Origin of the sequence: Lujinxingia litoralis, from assembly GCF_003260125.1 — a bacterium.
In the GTDB taxonomy this organism is placed as follows: Bacteria; Myxococcota_A; Bradymonadia; order Bradymonadales; family Bradymonadaceae; genus Lujinxingia; species Lujinxingia litoralis.
The window spans coordinates 194,901-211,697 of the sequence record NZ_QHKO01000001.1 but is presented as its reverse complement, the minus strand read 5'-3'; the positions used below and the strand labels follow the sequence as shown (position 1 = coordinate 211,697).

16 protein-coding genes are annotated in these 16,797 nt (G+C 64.6%); 11 read left to right on the top strand and 5 right to left on the bottom strand.

The window, feature by feature from the left end:
* The first annotated feature begins 16 nt into the window (after positions 1-16).
* The 3 genes from DL240_RS20180 to DL240_RS00885 are packed head-to-tail and all read left to right on the top strand — an operon-like array spanning position 17 to position 2,467.
* Positions 17-304: a CcmD family protein gene (locus DL240_RS20180; RefSeq protein WP_199589689.1), complete on the top strand. Its 288-nt coding sequence runs from the start codon at positions 17-19 to the stop codon at positions 302-304.
* Complete coding sequence (locus DL240_RS00890) at positions 304-1,446, top strand: N-acetyltransferase (protein WP_111727971.1); 1,143 nt, start codon at positions 304-306, stop codon at positions 1,444-1,446. The genes DL240_RS20180 and DL240_RS00890 overlap by 1 nt, the downstream gene beginning before the upstream one ends.
* A gap of 49 nt (positions 1,447-1,495) precedes the next feature.
* On the top strand, positions 1,496-2,467 hold the full coding sequence (locus DL240_RS00885) for an NAD-dependent epimerase/dehydratase family protein (RefSeq protein ID WP_111727970.1): 972 nt from the start codon (positions 1,496-1,498) through the stop codon (positions 2,465-2,467).
* Positions 2,468-2,594: 127 nt separating this feature from the next.
* Here the strand turns inward: DL240_RS00885 and argS are convergent, their stop codons facing one another.
* On the bottom strand, positions 2,595-4,520 hold the full coding sequence (gene argS, locus DL240_RS00880) for an arginine--tRNA ligase (protein WP_111727969.1): 1,926 nt from the start codon (positions 4,518-4,520) through the stop codon (positions 2,595-2,597).
* Between the two features lie 328 nt (positions 4,521-4,848).
* Here argS and DL240_RS00875 point away from each other — a divergent pair, with 328 nt between their 5' ends.
* The 3 genes from DL240_RS00875 (at position 4,849) to DL240_RS00865 (ending at position 6,903) form a co-directional block, all read left to right on the top strand.
* Positions 4,849-5,610, top strand: coding sequence for a hypothetical protein (locus DL240_RS00875; protein ID WP_111727968.1), 762 nt, complete (start codon positions 4,849-4,851; stop codon positions 5,608-5,610).
* Positions 5,611-6,006: 396 nt separating this feature from the next.
* Complete coding sequence (locus tag DL240_RS00870) at positions 6,007-6,543, top strand: hypothetical protein (RefSeq protein ID WP_146618024.1); 537 nt, start codon at positions 6,007-6,009, stop codon at positions 6,541-6,543.
* A 129-nt stretch (positions 6,544-6,672) separates the two neighbouring features.
* Entirely contained in the window at positions 6,673-6,903 is a 231-nt protein-coding gene (locus DL240_RS00865) for a hypothetical protein (RefSeq protein WP_111727966.1), read from the top strand.
* A 23-nt stretch (positions 6,904-6,926) separates the two neighbouring features.
* Here DL240_RS00865 and DL240_RS00860 read toward each other — a convergent pair whose 3' ends face one another.
* Positions 6,927-8,132, bottom strand: a complete 1,206-nt coding sequence (locus DL240_RS00860; protein ID WP_111727965.1) for a DUF7226 domain-containing protein — start codon at positions 8,130-8,132, stop codon at positions 6,927-6,929.
* A 168-nt stretch (positions 8,133-8,300) separates the two neighbouring features.
* Here DL240_RS00860 and DL240_RS00855 point away from each other — a divergent pair, with 168 nt between their 5' ends.
* A complete protein-coding gene (locus tag DL240_RS00855; protein ID WP_146618023.1) occupies positions 8,301-9,248 on the top strand; it encodes a hypothetical protein in 948 nt (315 codons plus the stop codon).
* A gap of 69 nt (positions 9,249-9,317) precedes the next feature.
* Here the strand turns inward: DL240_RS00855 and DL240_RS00850 are convergent, their stop codons facing one another.
* Positions 9,318-10,175, bottom strand: a complete 858-nt coding sequence (locus tag DL240_RS00850; RefSeq protein WP_111727963.1) for an alpha/beta fold hydrolase — start codon at positions 10,173-10,175, stop codon at positions 9,318-9,320.
* Between the two features lie 268 nt (positions 10,176-10,443).
* On the opposite strand from DL240_RS00850, the gene DL240_RS00845 reads away from it, so the two are divergent.
* From DL240_RS00845 to DL240_RS00830, 4 genes are all read left to right on the top strand, one after another.
* Complete coding sequence (locus DL240_RS00845; RefSeq protein ID WP_146618022.1) at positions 10,444-11,334, top strand: hypothetical protein; 891 nt, start codon at positions 10,444-10,446, stop codon at positions 11,332-11,334.
* A 30-nt stretch (positions 11,335-11,364) separates the two neighbouring features.
* A complete protein-coding gene (locus DL240_RS00840) occupies positions 11,365-11,898 on the top strand; it encodes a polyhydroxyalkanoate synthesis regulator DNA-binding domain-containing protein (RefSeq protein WP_111727961.1) in 534 nt (177 codons plus the stop codon).
* A gap of 107 nt (positions 11,899-12,005) precedes the next feature.
* Entirely contained in the window at positions 12,006-13,424 is a 1,419-nt protein-coding gene (locus tag DL240_RS00835) for a zinc-ribbon domain-containing protein (RefSeq protein ID WP_111727960.1), read from the top strand.
* Positions 13,425-13,427: 3 nt separating this feature from the next.
* Positions 13,428-14,285 carry a hypothetical protein gene (locus DL240_RS00830; protein ID WP_146618021.1) on the top strand — a complete coding sequence of 286 codons (858 nt, stop codon included), beginning with the start codon at positions 13,428-13,430 and terminating at the stop codon, positions 14,283-14,285.
* A gap of 68 nt (positions 14,286-14,353) precedes the next feature.
* Here DL240_RS00830 and DL240_RS00825 read toward each other — a convergent pair whose 3' ends face one another.
* A complete protein-coding gene (locus tag DL240_RS00825) occupies positions 14,354-15,730 on the bottom strand; it encodes a phosphomannomutase/phosphoglucomutase (protein ID WP_111727958.1) in 1,377 nt (458 codons plus the stop codon).
* A 159-nt stretch (positions 15,731-15,889) separates the two neighbouring features.
* Entirely contained in the window at positions 15,890-16,669 is a 780-nt protein-coding gene (locus tag DL240_RS00820) for a hypothetical protein (RefSeq protein WP_111727957.1), read from the bottom strand.
* Between the last annotated feature and the right edge of the window lie 128 nt (positions 16,670-16,797).

The following is a 16,797-nucleotide window of genomic DNA, read 5'->3' as shown; positions in this document are numbered from 1 at the left end:
GCGACGAGGAGTAGGAATGCACAAGACGAAGAATACCCGGGTAGCGGCCGTGGCGTTGGCTACCGCGGTGATGCTCAGCGCGGCGGTGACCAGCGCACAGGAAGTCACGCCTTCGCTGGCCTCGCAGGATACCTCGGTGCCCGGTGGGACGCTGTTGATGATCTGCTACATCGTGCTGTGGGTGATGATCGGCGGGTACATCTTTTTTGTGATGCGTCGGCAGAAGGCGCTGGAGAAGGATCTGGGGCGTCTGGAGGGGCGCCTGGATGAGGTGCTGGGAACCGGCGCCGAAGGGGAGCCGTAATGGGTGCTCAACGTGATGAGTTGCGGGTCTCGCCGGTCTGTGGTGAGCGAGAGCGGCTGGCGTTTGCGCGCTTCGGGCGCGAGATTGGCAAGCATGATTCGAACCACCGTACCCTGCCTGATCTGCTGGTCTGGAACGACCTGCGCCCCGGGGGCAATCCCTGGTTTGAGCACGGGGAGGCCGAACTCTTTTTGGCGCGGCGCGGGTCGCGGATCGTGGGGCGAATCTCGGCGCAGATCGATGATGAGCATCTGAAGACCTATGATGATGGGGCGGGTTTTTTCGGGTACTTCGACTGCGAAGATGATCCGGAGGTGGCGCAGGCCTTGCTGGAGGCGGCCGCGGACTGGTGCCGGGCCCGGGGGATGAACCGGTTGCGCGGGCCCTTCTCGTTTTCGATCAACGAGCAGTGCGGCACGCTGGTCGACGGGTTTGATTCACCGAATTACGTGATGATGCCGCACAATTCGCCCTACTACGACGGCCTTCTCAAAGGCGCGGGGCTGGAGGGGGTCAAAGACCTCTATGCCTGGCGCTACAATCGGGAGCAGCCGCCGGAGGCGGTGTTGCAGATCGCCGATGCCGTCGCCGAGTACCCCGGCCTGGTGGTGCGGCCGTTGAACATGAATGATATCGAGGGGGACCTCGAGATCATCATGAGCATTTTTAATGACGCCTGGTCTAAAAACTGGGGGTTTGTGCCCCTGACCCGGGCCGAGGTGCACGCGATCGCGCAGCAGTTTAGGTTGATTGCCGATCCCAACCTCTGTCTGATCGCCGAGGTCGACGGGAAGCCGGCGGCGATGGCCGTGGCCCTGCCCAATGTGTACGAGGCGATGGCCGATCTGGACGGAAAGCTCTTTCCGCTGGGGTGGGCGAAGTTGTTGTACCGCCTTAAAGCCCGGCCGCCGAAGACGTTTCGGCAGATCTTGCTCGGGGTGCGCCGGGAGTATCGCGGCAGCGTGCTGGGCGGTCTGAGCGTGCTGCTCTACGTGACGATTCACCGCAAGGCCTACTCCAGCGGATATGTGGAGGCCGAGGCCAGCTGGACGCTCTCGGATAACCACCGCATTAACCAGGGCATGGCCTTTATGGGGGCGGAACACTACAAAACCTATCGGATCTATGAGCGGGAGCTCTGAGTTCGGATGGGGTTGAGGTTGGGCTTCCGGGTGGGTTTTGGAGGATAAGATGCGGGTATTTTTAACGGGTGCGACGGGCTTTGTAGGCTCTCATGTGGCCGAGGCGCTCTTGGCGGCGGGCCATGAGGTGATGGCGCTGGTGCGTCCGACCTCGAAGGTGGCGCATCTGAGCGCGCTGGGGGTGAGTCAGGTGGTGGGGTCGATGGAGGCGCCCGAGGCCTTGGAGGCATCGCTGCGCGAGGTTGATGCGGTGGTGCACGTGGCGGGGATGACCACGGGGAAGACGCCTGCGGATCTGTATCGGGTCAATGGCGTGGCCAGTGGTCGTCTGGCCGAGGTGGCGGCCCGGGCCGGGGTGGCGCGTTTCGTGTACGTCTCCAGTGCGGCGGCGCAGGGCCCCGGCGAAGGAGATCAGCCGCGGCCGCGGGGAGTGCGGCCGCGACCGGTGAGTCACTACGGGCGTAGCAAATTGCATGGCGAGGGAGCGGTGCTGCGGGTACGCCAGGAGATGGGCGTCACGATTTTGCGCCCGCCTCCGGTGTACGGGCCGCGCGACCGCGACATGTTCCAGGTCTTTCAGCTGGCGAGCTACGGGCTGGGGCCGGTGCTGGGGGACGGCTCACGCTGGTTGAGTGTGATTCACGTCCATGATGTGGCCCGTGCGGCGGTGCGTTGCCTGGAGGATGTGGGGTCGGGAGCGGCGTACACCATTGATGACGGCGGCCGCTACACCTGGCGGGAGTTCACCGGCATCATCGCCGGCGCGGTGGGCAAGCGAGGGCTGCATCTGCCGATTCCGGCGCCGCTTTTCGGGGTTGCGGCGATGCTCAGTGAGGCCGGCGGGCGGCTGGCCGGAGTCACGCCGATCTTCAATCGCGATAAGTACGCGGAGATGTCGCAGCCGTCGTGGGTCTGTGGTCACGAGGCGATTCAGCAGGCGCTGGGCTGGGAGCCCACGCTGGGGCTGGAGGAGGGGGCCCGACAGACCGTGCAGTGGTATCGCGAAGAAGGCTGGCTCTGAGGCCAGTGTGGCGTGTCGTGCGTGGTAAGAACAAAGGCCGCCCGGAGCTCCGGGCGGCCTTTGTTATGCCATCTGCGATTGCCTGCTTCGCCGGCCGCCGTGGATGAAGGCGGCCGCAGGAGAGGGCTTACATCTCGTTGAGGGTCTCAATGCCCAGCAGGCTCAGGCCGGCGCCGAGCGCGTTTTGCACGGCGCGGGCCAGCAAGAGCAGCCCGTCTTTGCGGGGGCCTTCGAGATCCACGATGCGGTGATCGGCGTCGTTGTAGAGGGTGCTAAACGCCTTGGAGAGGTTGAAGAGCGCCTCGGTGATGCGGCCCGGGGAGAGCTGGGCGGCGGCGGTCTCCACCATCCGCGGCCAGTCCTGGAGTTGACGGATGACGGCGAGTTCCAGGTCGCTGGTGAGGCTCTCCAGCGCGGCGTCGCGGGCCTGGCCGCTGAGGTTGGGCCAGCCGCCGACCCGGCGCTCGATCGACGAGATGCGGGCGTAGCTGTAGAGGCAGTAGGGGCCGGTGCGTCCCTGGAAGTCGATGGACTTCTGGGGATCGAATTGCACGGTGGAGCGTGGCGAGAAGTCGAGGATGAAGTACTTGAGCGCGGCCAGGCCGATGACGCGGGCGCGGTGGGCCTGTTCGTCGTCGGAGAGGTCGGCGTAGCGCTCGGCGACGGCGGTGCTGGCGAGCGCTTCCATTTCGTCCATCAGGTCGTCGGCGTCGACGACGCGGCCCTCGCGGCTCTTCATCTTGCCGTCGGGGAGCTCAACCATGCCGTAAGAGAGGTGGTTGAGGTTGCCTTCCAGCTCGGGGCGCAGCATCGAGAGGATGCGGAAGAGCACATCGAAGTGGTAGTTCTGCTCATCGCCGACGACGTAGATCATGCGCTCAACGTCGTACTCCTCGAAGCGGGCCAGCGCGGTGCCCAGATCCTGGGTCATGTAGACGCTGGTTCCGTCGCCGCGCAGCAGTACTTTTTGCCCCTGGAGTCCGAGGGCCTCCAGGTCGCAGACCACCGCGCCGTCGTCGAGTTTTTTGAAGTTGCCGGCGTTCAGGCCTTCTTCGACGATGGATTTGCCCAGTTTATAGGTGTTGGACTCGTAGTAGACGCGGTCGAAGTGCACGCCCAGACGCGCGTAGGTCTCGTCGAAGCCGTCGAAGACCCACTGGTTCATGGTCTTCCACAGCGCGACGACTTGCGGTTCGCCGGCCTCCCAGTCGCGCAACATCTGACGGGCGGCGCCGCCGAGCTCGCTTAAGGTGTTGAAGTAGATGTCTTTGAAGGCGGAGAAGAAGACCGGGAGCAGCGTTTGGGCGTCGTCGCCGTGCGCCTTGCGAGCGTCTTTGCTCTCGGGGCTGTTGAGCCAGGCTTCGAAGCGGGCCTGGGCGGCTTCGGTGTGTTGCCAGTCGGCGTACTCCTGGCGGAAGGCCTGGTCAAAGCGCACGTAGTACTTGCCCACCAGGTGATCGCCTTTGATGGCGGCGCTCTCGGGGGTTTCGCCCTGGCCGAAGCGTTGGTAGGCGAGCATGGACTTGCAGATGTGAATGCCGCGGTCGTTGATGAGGTTGACGCGGGTGATGTCGTGGCCGGCGAAGTCCAGGATGCGCGCGACGGAGTCGCCCAGCAGGTTGTTGCGCACATGCCCCAGGTGCTGGGGCTTGTTGGTGTTGGGGGCGCTGAACTCGATCATGATCTTCTGGCCGTCGAGGACCTGGGAGCCGAAGTCGGCGGCGCGGTCGAGGGCCTCGGAGATCACGATGTTGGCAAGTTGGGCCGGGTTGAGGCGCAGGTTGACGTAGGGACCGGCGGCGCTGACTTCGCTGATGAGCGGGTCATCGGCGACCAGGGGCTGGAGCGCGTCGACGAGTTGTTGGGCGATCTGCGGGGGGCCTTTGCGCAGCTGTCGGGCCAGCAGAAAGACGGGGAACCCGCGGTCGCCCATGGTGGGGTCCGGCGGGTTGGCCAGGCTGATCTGGCTGGCGACGTCGGCGGGGATGTCAAAGGCGGCCAGGGCTTTGTCTTTGAGCTCGATAAGGTGGGCTTCGATCTCGGAAATGCGCATGAAGTCTCCGGTGGGGCGTGGGCATTACAGACGAGCGGTGGGGCGCGGGGCCGGAAAATGGCTCGTCAGGCCGGCAGAAGATAAGAGGGGGCCGCATTGATGGCAAGGGTGGAGGGGGTGAGTTTGGTGGGCGGAGTCAGGCGTTTAAGTTCGGGGTCAAACACGGCCCGCCTGACCGGTCCCCCGCGGACGGAGGGGGCGTGCCGACACCACACTCGCCGCGTGGCGCCGGAAGGCCCAGCGGGGGCATCCGGCAGCGCGAGAATTCACGCGATCCGGCTTGTGCCACTCGCCCGGCCGATCGCCGACGTCAGCAGCGGAGTCAGACATGGCGAACAAGGAACAAGGCAGTGGACAGGAGTATGGCACCGAGCCTCCCAGCGGAGCTCATGCCTATCAGGAAGACGTCGTGATGGAGGCGATCGCCGCCAACCGGGTCGACCGCCCGGTCTCCCAGGTGCGGTGGGGGGCGATCATCTCCGGGGTCTTCGTGACCTTTGTATCGCTGACGTTGCTCAACGTGTTGGGTCTGGCGATCGGGGCGGCGACCTTTGACGCATTTAACGGCAATCAGGCGCTGGGCCTTGGTACGGCGATCTGGTGGACGATCAGCGCGTTGATTTCGCTCTTCTTCGGGGGGTGGGTCGCCGGCCGTCTCTCCGGGGTCCATCACCGTCAGGAGAGCCTTTTGCACGGGGTTGTGACCTGGGCGGTGGCGATGGTGTCGATGTTCTTTGTGGTCACGACCGCGGTGGGCAGCGTGATTGGCGGGGCGTTTAGCGTGATCGCCCGCGGACTGATCGCCTCGACGGCGGCTTCCGGGATGCTGGGGCAGCTGGAAGCTCAGGCGGCGCAGCTGGGACTGACCGGCGAGCAGTTGGATCAGCTGCAGACCAGTGCGATGGTGGCCAGCCAGGAGGCCTCGACGGCCCTGGCGACGGCGTCGTTCTGGGCTTTTGTGGTGATTCTGCTCGGCGGGCTGGCCTGTGCGCTGGGGAGTAGCCTGGCCTCGGCGTCGCTGAGTGAAGAAGAGGTAATTGAGCGTGGAGGAGTCCGCGCCCAGCGCCATCTGCGCCCTCGTGAGGTGTGAGGTTCAGAGCTGTGTTGCACCCTGAGTAAGCCCCGATGCGCGAACCAGTGAGAGAGGTTCGTCGCGTAGACAAGCTCCCGCGCAAGCGCGGGAGCTTTTTTGATCTTTTTTAGAGGGGCGACGCAATGTCGGGGTGAGGGCTTCGATAACAGGGGTAGGGGAGCCCGCACGGCTTCTGACGCGATTGCATTTTATACGAGGGGGACCGGAGTTTGTCCGGTTCGGTAGCCCGACTTTAACGACGAATAGGAGGGGATGATGCGTGAGGGTTTTAATGTAGGTGGATGTAGGTTTATGTGGCTTTTTTGGGCTCTGATAGCCGGTGTCCTCTTCGGTTGTGCCGGAGGCGAGGACAGGGGAAGTCTGCGAGCGCGAGGGGCTGCGATTCCGGTGCCGGTGGAAGAGGGGAAGAGCGATGAGGCGGAGGCCGACGAGTCACTCCGGGGCGATGATAAGGCGTCGGTGCCGCATTCGATGCGCCCGAGTGAGGACGGTGGCGAGCGCGAGGATGAGCAAGAGAGGGCGCGCGCGCGGCGGTGCCGCGTGACGTGTTTTAAGGTGGCGTGGTGCGGGGGCAGTGACGAGGCGCTGGTGAGTTGCGTGGAGCGTTGTGAGGAGGAGGGGAGCGACGCAATCCCGGAGTCGGTGGTCGGGTGCGTAGAGGAGTCCGAGCGTTGTGGGGAGGTGAACCGGTGCCATCGGCAGCTGGAGATCTGCGAGGAGGTGTGTGGGGCGAAGCATCACTGTGGGCAGTGGGATGATTCGCAGGGGGATTGTCAGCTGTGGTGTGCCGGAGAGGTGTGGTCGGGGCGCTTGAGCTGGGAGAATCAGGGGTGCGTTGTGAGTCAGGCGCTGGGGATGGTGTGTGAGGGGTTGGATGTGGCGATGTGCGGGCTGCGCGACGCCGAGGAGGGGGCGTACTACGGCGACTGAGTTGGGTCGGGAAGGTCGGGCGTGGTGGGGAGGTTGACCGGGAGGGCGTGCGAAGTAGGGTGTCGGCCTGAGAGCCGACGCAGCGCGCGTTTGCCGGTCAACCCACCACTGCCATTCGAGAACATCGCCGTGAAGCTACGAAAACCTGACAACCTGACGTTTAACCTGTTGCATACGTTGCCCTTTGTGTTTCTGGTCATCGGGCTGATCTTCTCGGCGCATATGGGGTATCAGGTGGCCACTGGCGAGCGAGAAGCCGGAGCGGAGCTGGCGATTGCGGGCTTTTTCCTGGTGTACTTCGGGTATCGCGCGCGATTTGCCTGGGAGATGCTCTTTGAACCCGAGCAGAGCGATACGTAAGCGGTGTGTGGCTGCGGTGGGGGCTAAGAGACGACGTGGAGGATCGCGTCTCGGAGTTCGCCCAGGCGTTCGGCCAACGAGGGGTTATCGTCGGTGGAGGTGCGCCACTCGTCGATGAGGCCAGTGCGGGCCATGAGCGCGGTGTCGCCGTGGTGTGCCAGGCGAGCCCGTTGGAGGACTTCCAAAAGTTCGTGGGCGGCGAGCTGGCGAGCGCCGGGGGTGTGTGGGCAGTGAGGGACCTGTGTGGTGGGATGGAGCTCAAGGCTGCGCGCGAGTGTGTTGAGCACGTCAAGCAGGGGGCCGAGTTCCTGGCCGCGCCTCCAGAGGCGTACGCCGTACATATCGTCGGTCAGGGTGAAGTAGGGACGCCCGACGCGGTCACAGGATGTGAGCATGGCCATGAGCATGGCCACGTAGGGGTTGCAGGTGACGATGAGGCTTGCAAGGTCGGGAGCTTTGCGGGCTGCGGCGTTGAGGGTAGCGCGGTTGAGGGGGATGGAGCCAAACCAACGGGCGTGTGGCGTGTGGGGGATATCGTAGGAGGCGCGTTTCCAGTCTTTGAGCGCGAGGGGCTCCTGCCGCAAGAAGAGAAGAAGTTGGGCGGGGAGCGCGATCCAGATGGCGGTGCGCGAGGAGAACTTGCGGGCGCTGAACGCGGTTAGAAAGCTCTGGCCCTCAAAGGTCAGTGGGGTGTTTTGATGGGGGCGAGGCTTGCCTGTGTTCCAGTCAAAGTCCTGGCGGCGGTAGGCGTAGCCGAGCATGGCGCTCAGGGCGCTCGCGCGGCGATTTACGGTGGCCGCGCTGAGGTTTGAGTGGGCGGTGATGGCCCGGCGGCAGGCTTCCCGGGTTGCCGCCGGTTCGGGCTGGTCGGCCAGCTCTTGCTGTTTGAGTCGGTGCACGGTGTGCACCAGGGGACGTGCGAAGAGCGCGTTGGAGAAAATGCGTGGGCGAGCCGCGATGCTGAGTGCGAAGCGTCGTCCGTCCGGGGTTAGCGTGATGGCGCCGACGTCGGAGGGGCGGACAAGTTCGAGCCAGCGGGCAAAGTCTGCGTAGTAGCGCGCGGTGCGGGGTTCTACGCCCAGGGATTCGGCAATCGCCTCGAAGGTATGAGGGCCGTCCTGGAGTTGGTGGATGAGCGCGATGAAGGTTTCCAGGTTGTTGGCCTGGGGGATCTCGGAGGTCGCCTCAAGAAGATCGAGTTGGGGGTTGTCGGCAGGTTCGTTACTCATGTGACCAGTCTACCTGAGAAGAGGTTCAGGAGCGATGGGCGCGTTTTGCGAGGACCGGGGCTGTGATATGGTCCGCGGCGATACCGTTGGATGCTTGCGGGCGTCGACGGCTCAAACAGACTATCCCAGAGAATTCGGGCCAACTGAATCGATCCACGGAGCTCTCCGATGCAACGTTCTATGAAGGTGATTACGGCCACGTTGATGGCCTGCACGCTGTGGGGCTGCAGTAAGACTGAGGACCGCGTTTTAAATGTGGTGACGCATGAGATTGAGAAGTGCCGGGCGTCCACCGAGCGCTTTCATGAGGTGAAACTACACGGGGACCGCAGCTATCAGGTGCTGGTGGAGGCCTGTCACGAGCCGATCTCCGAGGTGGAGATGGCCAATGAGTGGCGCGGGCAGGTGCGGACCGGGCCGGTGGTGTGGATGGCGGGGGAGGATAAAGCCCTGCGTGCGTTTGTGCTCAATAATGTGGAGTGGCCCGACCTGGACCGCGCGCTGAGCATGGCCGACGATCCGAAGGCCAGTCACGGCACTCTCTCGGAGGCCGAGGCGAGCTTTGCGAAGGCGCAGCAGGCGTTTCCGAAGAACGGTTGGGTGAGGTTGCAGCGCTTGGAGAACCTGATTCACCTGCGTGAGAAGACCCGTTCGGGGACGGAAGCGCCCGAGACGCTGGGTGAGGAAGCGCAGGCAGTGCTCGACGAGATTGCGGCCTGGGCCGGGGAAGCGCAGAAGCCCGAGGTGTTGGCCGGAGCCCGCATGTTGGCGCTGACGTACTACGAAGACTACATCCGTCGGCAGGAAGGGGCGCTCGAAGCGCTGGGTTCTCGTAACCCGTGGATTGAAGCGGCGATTGAGCAGGCCATTAAAGACGGCGATACCAAGACGGTTCAGGAGTATCAGGCGGAGTTGGAGGAGCGTTTAGAACGCGAGCCGGCCGAGCGCGAGGCGCTGGAGGTGCGTCTGCACAAGCTCAAAGAGCTGCGGTGTGAGCAGGCCAGTCAGCTCAGCGTAAGCGGTGTGGAGGATAACGCGCTGCGTGAGGAGGTCACGCAGAAGAAGGCGTCGATTACCTGTCCGGTGCCGCCGCGCGCGGAGGCCTCGGCGGAGTGATTCGCCGGAGTCGCAAGGACGAAGGAGCCGGCCCCCTGCGGGGGGCCGGCTTTTTTAATGCGCGACGAGTCAGGGGTGAGCGTGCAGGGCCAAAAAGTCTGCGAGCAAGCGATTGAAGTCGTCTGGGTAGTCTTCCATCGGGCAGTGACCGCAGGCGTTGAAGACGTGGAGGGAGGCGCGGGGGATGGCGCGTTCGAGTCGGTGGGCGGTTTCCAGGGGAAGGAGGTGGTCGCGATCGCCCCAGATCAGAAGGGTGGGAAGCGCGATGTGTTCGGCGCCCTGGCTGCGATCGCCGGCCGCGACCAGGTCGGCGGCCAGGCGAAGCATGAAATCAAGGCGCGCGGGGTGTTTGAGAGGCTCGAGGTAGGCATCGAGTTCGTCGGTGGTCATGCGTGCCCGGCGCCATTGCAGGGGCTCCAGCAGACGGATGCCCAGGCGGTTCATGCCCAGTTGCGCCAGGGGGGAGGGGAGTCTTTTGATCAGGCCTGCGGCCTGGCGTGGCGTGCGCAGTTTGAGGCCGGGGCTGATCAGGGTCAGGCTTTGCAAAGGGGCGCGGTCGGCGCGCAGAGCGCGATGAAAGCCCAGCGTGGCGCCCAGCGAGTGGCCCACCAGGTGCACCCGGGAGTCGCCGATGCTGGCGAGGAGGGCGTCGAGCCAGCGCGAAAGCCCCTGGACGGTGGGCGGGATGTCATCGGGGGAGCGGAAGGTCTGGTCGCGTCCATGGGCGGGGAGGTCGGCGACGATGACGCGGAAACGCGCGGCCAGGGGGGAGACTGCCAGGCGAAAGGCCATCGCGTGGGCCATGATCCCGTGGAGGAAGACCACGGTCTCGGTGCCCTGGCCGCACTCCCACCAGTGGAAGGGGTGCATTTGAAAGGGAGAGGGCGTGTAGACGGAGCGGAAGGGGGGATTCAGGGAAGTCAGCATAAGGAGAAGTCGGTGCGGAGGATCGAGCTGGGGGGCTGGTCGTGGGGAGGGCGGGAAAGTGCCCGGAGCGCGTTATAACAGAGGAGCGGCTGCGCTGACCAAGGGAGGGCAAGGGGCGGTGACTTGACGCTCCTACCCCCCCTTGATAGAACGCCCAGACGATCTGGAAGTGATCCAAAGCTGCACCACGGGTGCTGTCCCTGGCAGGGGGCAGAGCTCGTCTGAGTGATTGAGCATGCTGCGCCGTCGGGCTGTTGGAGGTTGGTGGATGAGTGCATGGAAACGCCGAGTGGTTTGTCTGGGCAGCGTGCTCAGTGTGTTTGCGATAGCATCGCCGGCGATGGCGGGCGGCAACGATCTGGAGTTGTCGCGCTTTGCGACCTTTAATGAGAACACCGAGGCCGGGTGTGCGGAGACCTGTGGGGTTGCCGAGCCCGATGAGGCGCTCTTCTACGATCTGTCGCGTGACCTGGGGCAGGTGATGGCGCCGCGTTTTGTGGCTCCGTCGGAGACGCTGGGGGAAGCCGGTTTTGCGGTGATGTTCATGGGGAGTCTTTCGGCGATTCCGCATACCGAAGAGCACTGGCAGCTGGGGGTTCGCGATCGTAACCCGGAGTCGACGCTCTTTACCGGGCACCTTCAGGTGCGCAAGGGGCTGCCCTTCTCTTTTGAGGTGGCCGGCAACCTGGGCTATCTCTACGACAGCGAGATGTTCACGATGGGCGCCGACTTGCGTTGGGCGCTTAACGAAGGGTTCTACTACTTCCCGGATGTGGGAGTGCGCGGCACGGTGAACACGGTGGTTGGTGCGCGCGAGCTGAACATGGTCAACGTGGGCTGGGACGTGTCGGCGTCGAAGTCCTTTGCGCTGGGCGGCGTGATGGCGTTGACGCCTTACGTGGGTTTTCAGCAGCTCTACGTGATCAGTTCCAGCCGGGTACTCAATGCCTATCCTCAGGACCCGCGTCCGCCGCAGTTTAATCCGGACCGTCCCGGCGAGGTGTTTGCTCCGGAGTTTGTGTTCGGGCAGCAGCAGATTCAGATCAATCGTTTCTTAGGTGGGCTGCGTCTGCATGTGTGGATTTTGAACTTCACGCTGGAAGCGGTCTTTTCGGATACGGTGCAGCAGTATACGTTTGCGGGCGGAGTGGATTTCTAACTTCGCAACCCGTAAGCAGGGCCAAAAAGTATGCCTAAGCTCGTCAAGCGTTACGCCAACCGCAAGCTCTACGATACCGAATCGAGTACGTACATCACCCTGGAGAACATCGAGGAGATGGTTCGCCAGGGCGAGGATGTGCGCATTATCGACAATTCGACAGGGGAAGATATTACCAGCGCGACGCTGGCACATATTGTGCTGGATCAGCAGCGTGCGAACCCGGCGTTTCCGGTGTCGGTATTGCGGGGGATCATTCAGTCTGGCGAGGAGTTTTTTGCGCGCCTGCAGTGGCCGGTGACCCAGTTTCGCGATGAGTTTAAGCGACGGGCCGAGGCGTTGGAGGAGGGAGGGAAGGCGATTCGTGAGTTTGTCGACGGGACGCAGCGTTCGGTCGACGAGATGCAGCGTCGTCTGGATGATCGTTTTCGAGACGCGGTCGATCAGCTTACGCACCTTCCGGAGATGCAGCATGAAATCGACGAGCTTCAAAAGACGGTGGGGGAGCTCGAAGACCGTTTGATGCGCCTGGAGGCGATGGTGGCGCACGAGCGTCAGGACTGAGGGCCTGGCGTGGAAAAGGGGGTTGGAGGCGCGGCCGGTGCGCGCTACATTGGGGTCTGGCGTAGGGTCCAGGTCCGCAAGAACACTCATGAAATTGAGGCGAATCGATGATCATCCGGTGTCCCGAATGTTCGACAGGTTTTAACCTCCCCGATGAGCGCGTCAGTGAGAAAGGCGTGAAGCTGCGCTGCTCGCGCTGCAGTCATGTGTTTCGAGTTCGCGCGGGGGAAGGCGACGAGGTGGAGATCTTCTATCAGGAAGAGGATCACGCCGAGGCGGCCGAGCCCGAAGCGACGGAGGCGGCCGAGCCGGCCGAGGCCGAGAGTGAGGAGAAGAAGCTCAAACTGCCGGGTAAAGGCGGGCTGAGTCTGGGGGGCTCCGGGAGTTCGAACCCCTTTCCTCACGCGGGGTTGAACCTCAAGCCGAAGAAGGCCAGCGCGCTTTCAGGTGGTGAGGAGGAGGCTGCTGTCTCGGAGGAGGAAGCTGCCTCGGAGGAGGAAGCGAGCGACGAGGTTGCTCAGGCGCCGGCGGCCGCAGCGCCCGCCGCGAAGTTCGGTCCGCCCCCCGGGGTGAAGCTCGCCGGCGCGCCGCCGACTGCGCAGGCGGCGCCAGCGGAAGATGTGGACGCGGCGGAGGATTCGGGGCCGATTCTGGGGCAGGGACAGGGGGCGTTTGGGGATGCGTCGGAGTTGGTGGACGAGTCCTTTGGCGAAGACGGTCCTTATTTTGATCCGAACACCGGCAAGGTTGAGCCCGGCGCATCGGCGCCGGCGCCGGCACGGCCGCCGGTTGGCGCGGCGCCTCCGCGAGCAGCCGCTGCGCGGGTGGCGCCGGCGGCTGCCGCACCGGCAGCGCGACCTGCTCCTGTGGCTGCTGGCGAGCTTGACGACCTGGAGCCGCATCGCATCGGAGGACGCGGCGGGTCGAAGTTGGCGGTGGTGCTTTTGCTGATGTGCCTGGTGTCGATGGGTTTTCTGGGAACGGTCGCTGCACTCAACGACGGGTTTCTGGATTTCAAAAACTTCGGTCAGATGATCGAGGTGGCTTTCGGGGACGGAGAGTATACCCCGCGTGAGGAGTGGGCCCGGCCGACGCAGACCACGATCATTCAGGCCCCCGAGGCTCCGCTGGCGGCCGAGAGTGTGTATGGCCAGCTGGTCGATGTGGGGCGCGACGCCAAGGTGCTTCTGGTCAAGGGGTTCGTGCGCAGCTACGCCGAGAGCGCGTTCCATAATGTGGAGCTTCGCGCGACGGTTTCCAGCGCCGAAGGCCGCCCGCTGCGAGAGGTGGGTGGTGTGGCCGGCGCCGATGTGAGTGCGGCGGAGGTGAGCGGCCAGAAGAGCGTGGAGGATGTGCGCGCGCTGGTAAAGGGAGGCGGCCAGTCGGTGAATCCGAAGTCGGTGGTGCCCTTTACGCTGGTGTTCGACGACGTGCCGCAGACCGTGCTCGAGGGTGGTAACTTCGGGCTTAAGGTGAGCGTGGTTGAGCAGGCCGGAGGCGGGGCGCCGGTTGCGGTGGGAGAGTGATTTATGGGTGATCCCGACGAGAGCGCTGCGCATGGTGATTTGCCGAGGGTAGATGCGTCGTCGGGAGGGGGGGACTCGCCGGTGCCCGACCCGCTGGCGAGGGCGTATGAGGCGATGGTTCGCCACGTCGTCGGAGTGCCCGAGCTGGCGATGCGGGCGGCTACCGTGGCTGGTCGTCTGGAGGCGCTAGAGGCTGATGAAGCCGTCTGGTGCCTGGATCAGCTGATCCGGGGCGCGCTGTGGGGAGACGCTGATGCGATGGAGGCCATGCTGGCGGCGGCCTACTGGCTGGTGACCGTGGATGTAGACGCGGACTACGGCTGGATTACCGAGCTTTTTGAGGCGGCCTATCGCGCGGAGCGCGCGTCGGTGGTGGCGATGTTGCGTGATGCGCCACCGGTGCGGGGGCTGGCCGCGGGGCGGAAGTTGCCGGAGGTGCGCCTGCCGCTGGAGCGAGAGATCACGCTCGGGGAACGACGGATGATGGCCAGCGAGCGCGAGCGCAAGTTGTTGGATCGTTTGCTGATGGATCCGAGCCCGCTGGTGATCGGGAAGCTGCTATCCAACCCCCAGTTGCGCGTGCGGGATGTGCTCGTGATCGCTGCTCGCCGCCCCACTGTTCCGGAGCTGGTGAATGAGGTGGCTTGCCATCCGGTGTGGTTTCGCAAGGTGGAGGTGCGGGAGGCGCTGGCGCGTAACCCCTTTGGTCCTACCGGGGTGGCGTTGAAGATTTTGCCGACGTTGCCTTTGAAGATGCTTCGGCAAGTCGCCGGGAGTGGCGAGCTGCACGAGTTGGTGCAGGAGGCGGCCGGAAGGCTGGTGCGGCTGCGAGAGGAACGCACCGCCCCCTGGCGGGTGTGAGTTACAGGCATAAAAAAGCCTCCCGGGAGTGCCCGGGAGGCTTTTTTGTAGGTGTTGCCAGCAGGGGGTCAGGACCCGAGTGTGCGTTCCGCCTCGGCGACCGCCTCGTCGAGGAGCTTGAGGTAGGCGTCGCGGGTTTCAGGGGATTGACCTTCGGCGCGCATCACGAGGACCGGCTGGGTGTTGCTGGCGCGGACGAGTCCCCATCCCTGGGGGAATTTTACGCGGACGCCGTCGATGGTGTTGGTTTCATAGTCGGCTGAGAAGTGCTGGGCGACGATGCCGGGGACCTTGAACTTGATGGATTCGGGACAGTCGCGGCGGATTTCGGGGGTGACGTGGGTCTGGGGTACGTCGGCCAAGAGCTCGCTGAGGGGCTGGTCGGTGTGGGAGAGGATCTCGGCCAGGCGGCAGGTGGCGTAGAGTGCGTCGTCAAAGCCGAAGAAACGATCGTTGAAGAAGATGTGTCCGCTCATTTCGCCGGCCAGGTGAGCGTCGGTTTCCTGAATCTTGGCTTTGATCAGGCTGTGGCCCACACGTGCCATGACCGGGACGCCGCCGTGAGCCTGGATGTCGTCGAAGAGGGTCTGGGAGCACTTGACCTCTCCGATGATGGTGGCACCGGGGTTGTTGGCCAGCACCTGGCGCGCGAAGAGGATCATGAGGCGGTCGCCCCAGATGATCTGTCCCTTTTCGTCGACGACGCCAATGCGGTCTCCGTCGCCATCGTAGGCGACGCCAAAGTCACAGCCGAGCTCTTGGACGCGGTCAATAAGGTCGGTGAGGTTTTCGGGGACGGTGGGATCGGGATGGTGATTGGGGAAGGTGCCGTCGGGCTCGGAGTAGAGCTCTTCGATGCGGGCGCTGATGGCATCGCGCAGGAGTTCCGGGGCGATGACGCCAGCGACGCCATTGCCGGAGTCGACCGCGATGTGGAGTTTGCGCGGCCCCATGGAGATGTTGTCGCGGATCCATTCGATGTAGTTCTTGCGCAGGTCGGGCATGGCGGAGCAGCTCAGGTCATCACCGGTGGTGAAGTCCCGGGCTTCGATCAGGCGGCGCAGCTCCTGGATGGATTCGCCATGGAGAGTTTCCTTGCCGATCATCATTTTAAAGCCGTTGTACTCTCCGGGGTTATGGCTGCCGGTGATCTGGACGGCGCCGTGGAAGCCGGAGGTGAGGGCGGCGAAGTAGACCAGGGGAGTGGGGACAGTGCCCAGGTTGACGACGTGAGCGCCGGCCTCGCGCATGCCGCGCTGTAGGGCATTGAAGATGCGGTCGGAGGAACGTCGGGCATCGCGTCCGATACCGATGCGGGGCTGACTCTGGCCGCGTCGTGCCACCATGGTGGCGAAGGCGCGTCCGATGTCGCAGACCAGATCGTCGTTGAGGTCGGTGTCGGCGATGCCGCGGATGTCGTAGGCGCGGAAGATCTCGGCGTTCATGGGGGCTCCGTCGTCGGGAGGACAGGGGTAGGCGGCGTAGACGTCGAGGCCGTGGCAGTGGGGCAAGAGTGGGCCGAAGTTAAACGCCGTCACAGGGTGAGCAAGGCGGGATGTAGCACCGGGGGGGGCGGTGGGCAAGTCAGGCCGGTGCGTGGGGCGTTAGCGGGGGGCGGTGGGGCGGATTTCGAGGTCGAAAGTGCGCCAGCGAGGGGGGAGGCAGAGGAGGTTGGCGGAGAGTTCCAGGCGTAGCCAGAAGCGAGCGGTGGGGTCTTCGAGAAGCTTGCGGGTTGGGTGCGTAGGGAGAGGGATGGTGAGTTCGAGGCGATCGTCGAGGGCCTGGCGCAGGTCGGGGCGTGTGGGGCGATTGCCCAGGCTAACTTCGGCCAGGCCCGTGGCGTCGGGGCGAGTGGCTACCAGGGAGAGGGGGCCGACGTGGGGGAGGAGGTTCAGGGGGATGTTGTGTCCGCGCTCTTCGAGGGCGGCATGGAGGATCAGGCGGTCGCGTTGCCAGCGGAGCGCGGCACCGGCGACCAGGCGGCGACGGGGGAGGTCGGTGGCGAGTTGAGGCAGGGTGGTGCGGGCGTTGGGCGGGCGCAGTTCGAGGGGGAGCGCGCCTCGGTCGGGGAATGCCATCCAGCCGGGGTTGTCGGAGCTTCCGGTGACGCGGATGGCCACTGGATCGTCGCCCTGCATCAGGGAGTAGCCGATGAGGGCGTGCTGGCGGGAGAGTCCGGCCTCAATGCGTTTGACGAGAGCGCGGGCGGCGTGTGGGGCTTCGAATTGCTGGATGTAGATCTGGCGCTCCATGGCGCCGACGCGTCGGATGATGGTGCCGTTGGTGGCGATGGCTTCGGGGAAGCGTTCGGCGTGTGGGCCGCGGTGGGTGCGCCAGAGGAGATAGGGGAGGTCGGCGGCTATGAGGTGATTGGTCTGTGACACGGTGCCCCCCGGAGGTAGTGCGAGTGTGAGGAAGTAGGAGTTTAGAGGGTCGCGTTGCGCCAGACCAGCCGGGAGGGATGTTTTGACCTGATGGCGCTCCCGGGGCACGATGGCCGGCGAGCCGGCCG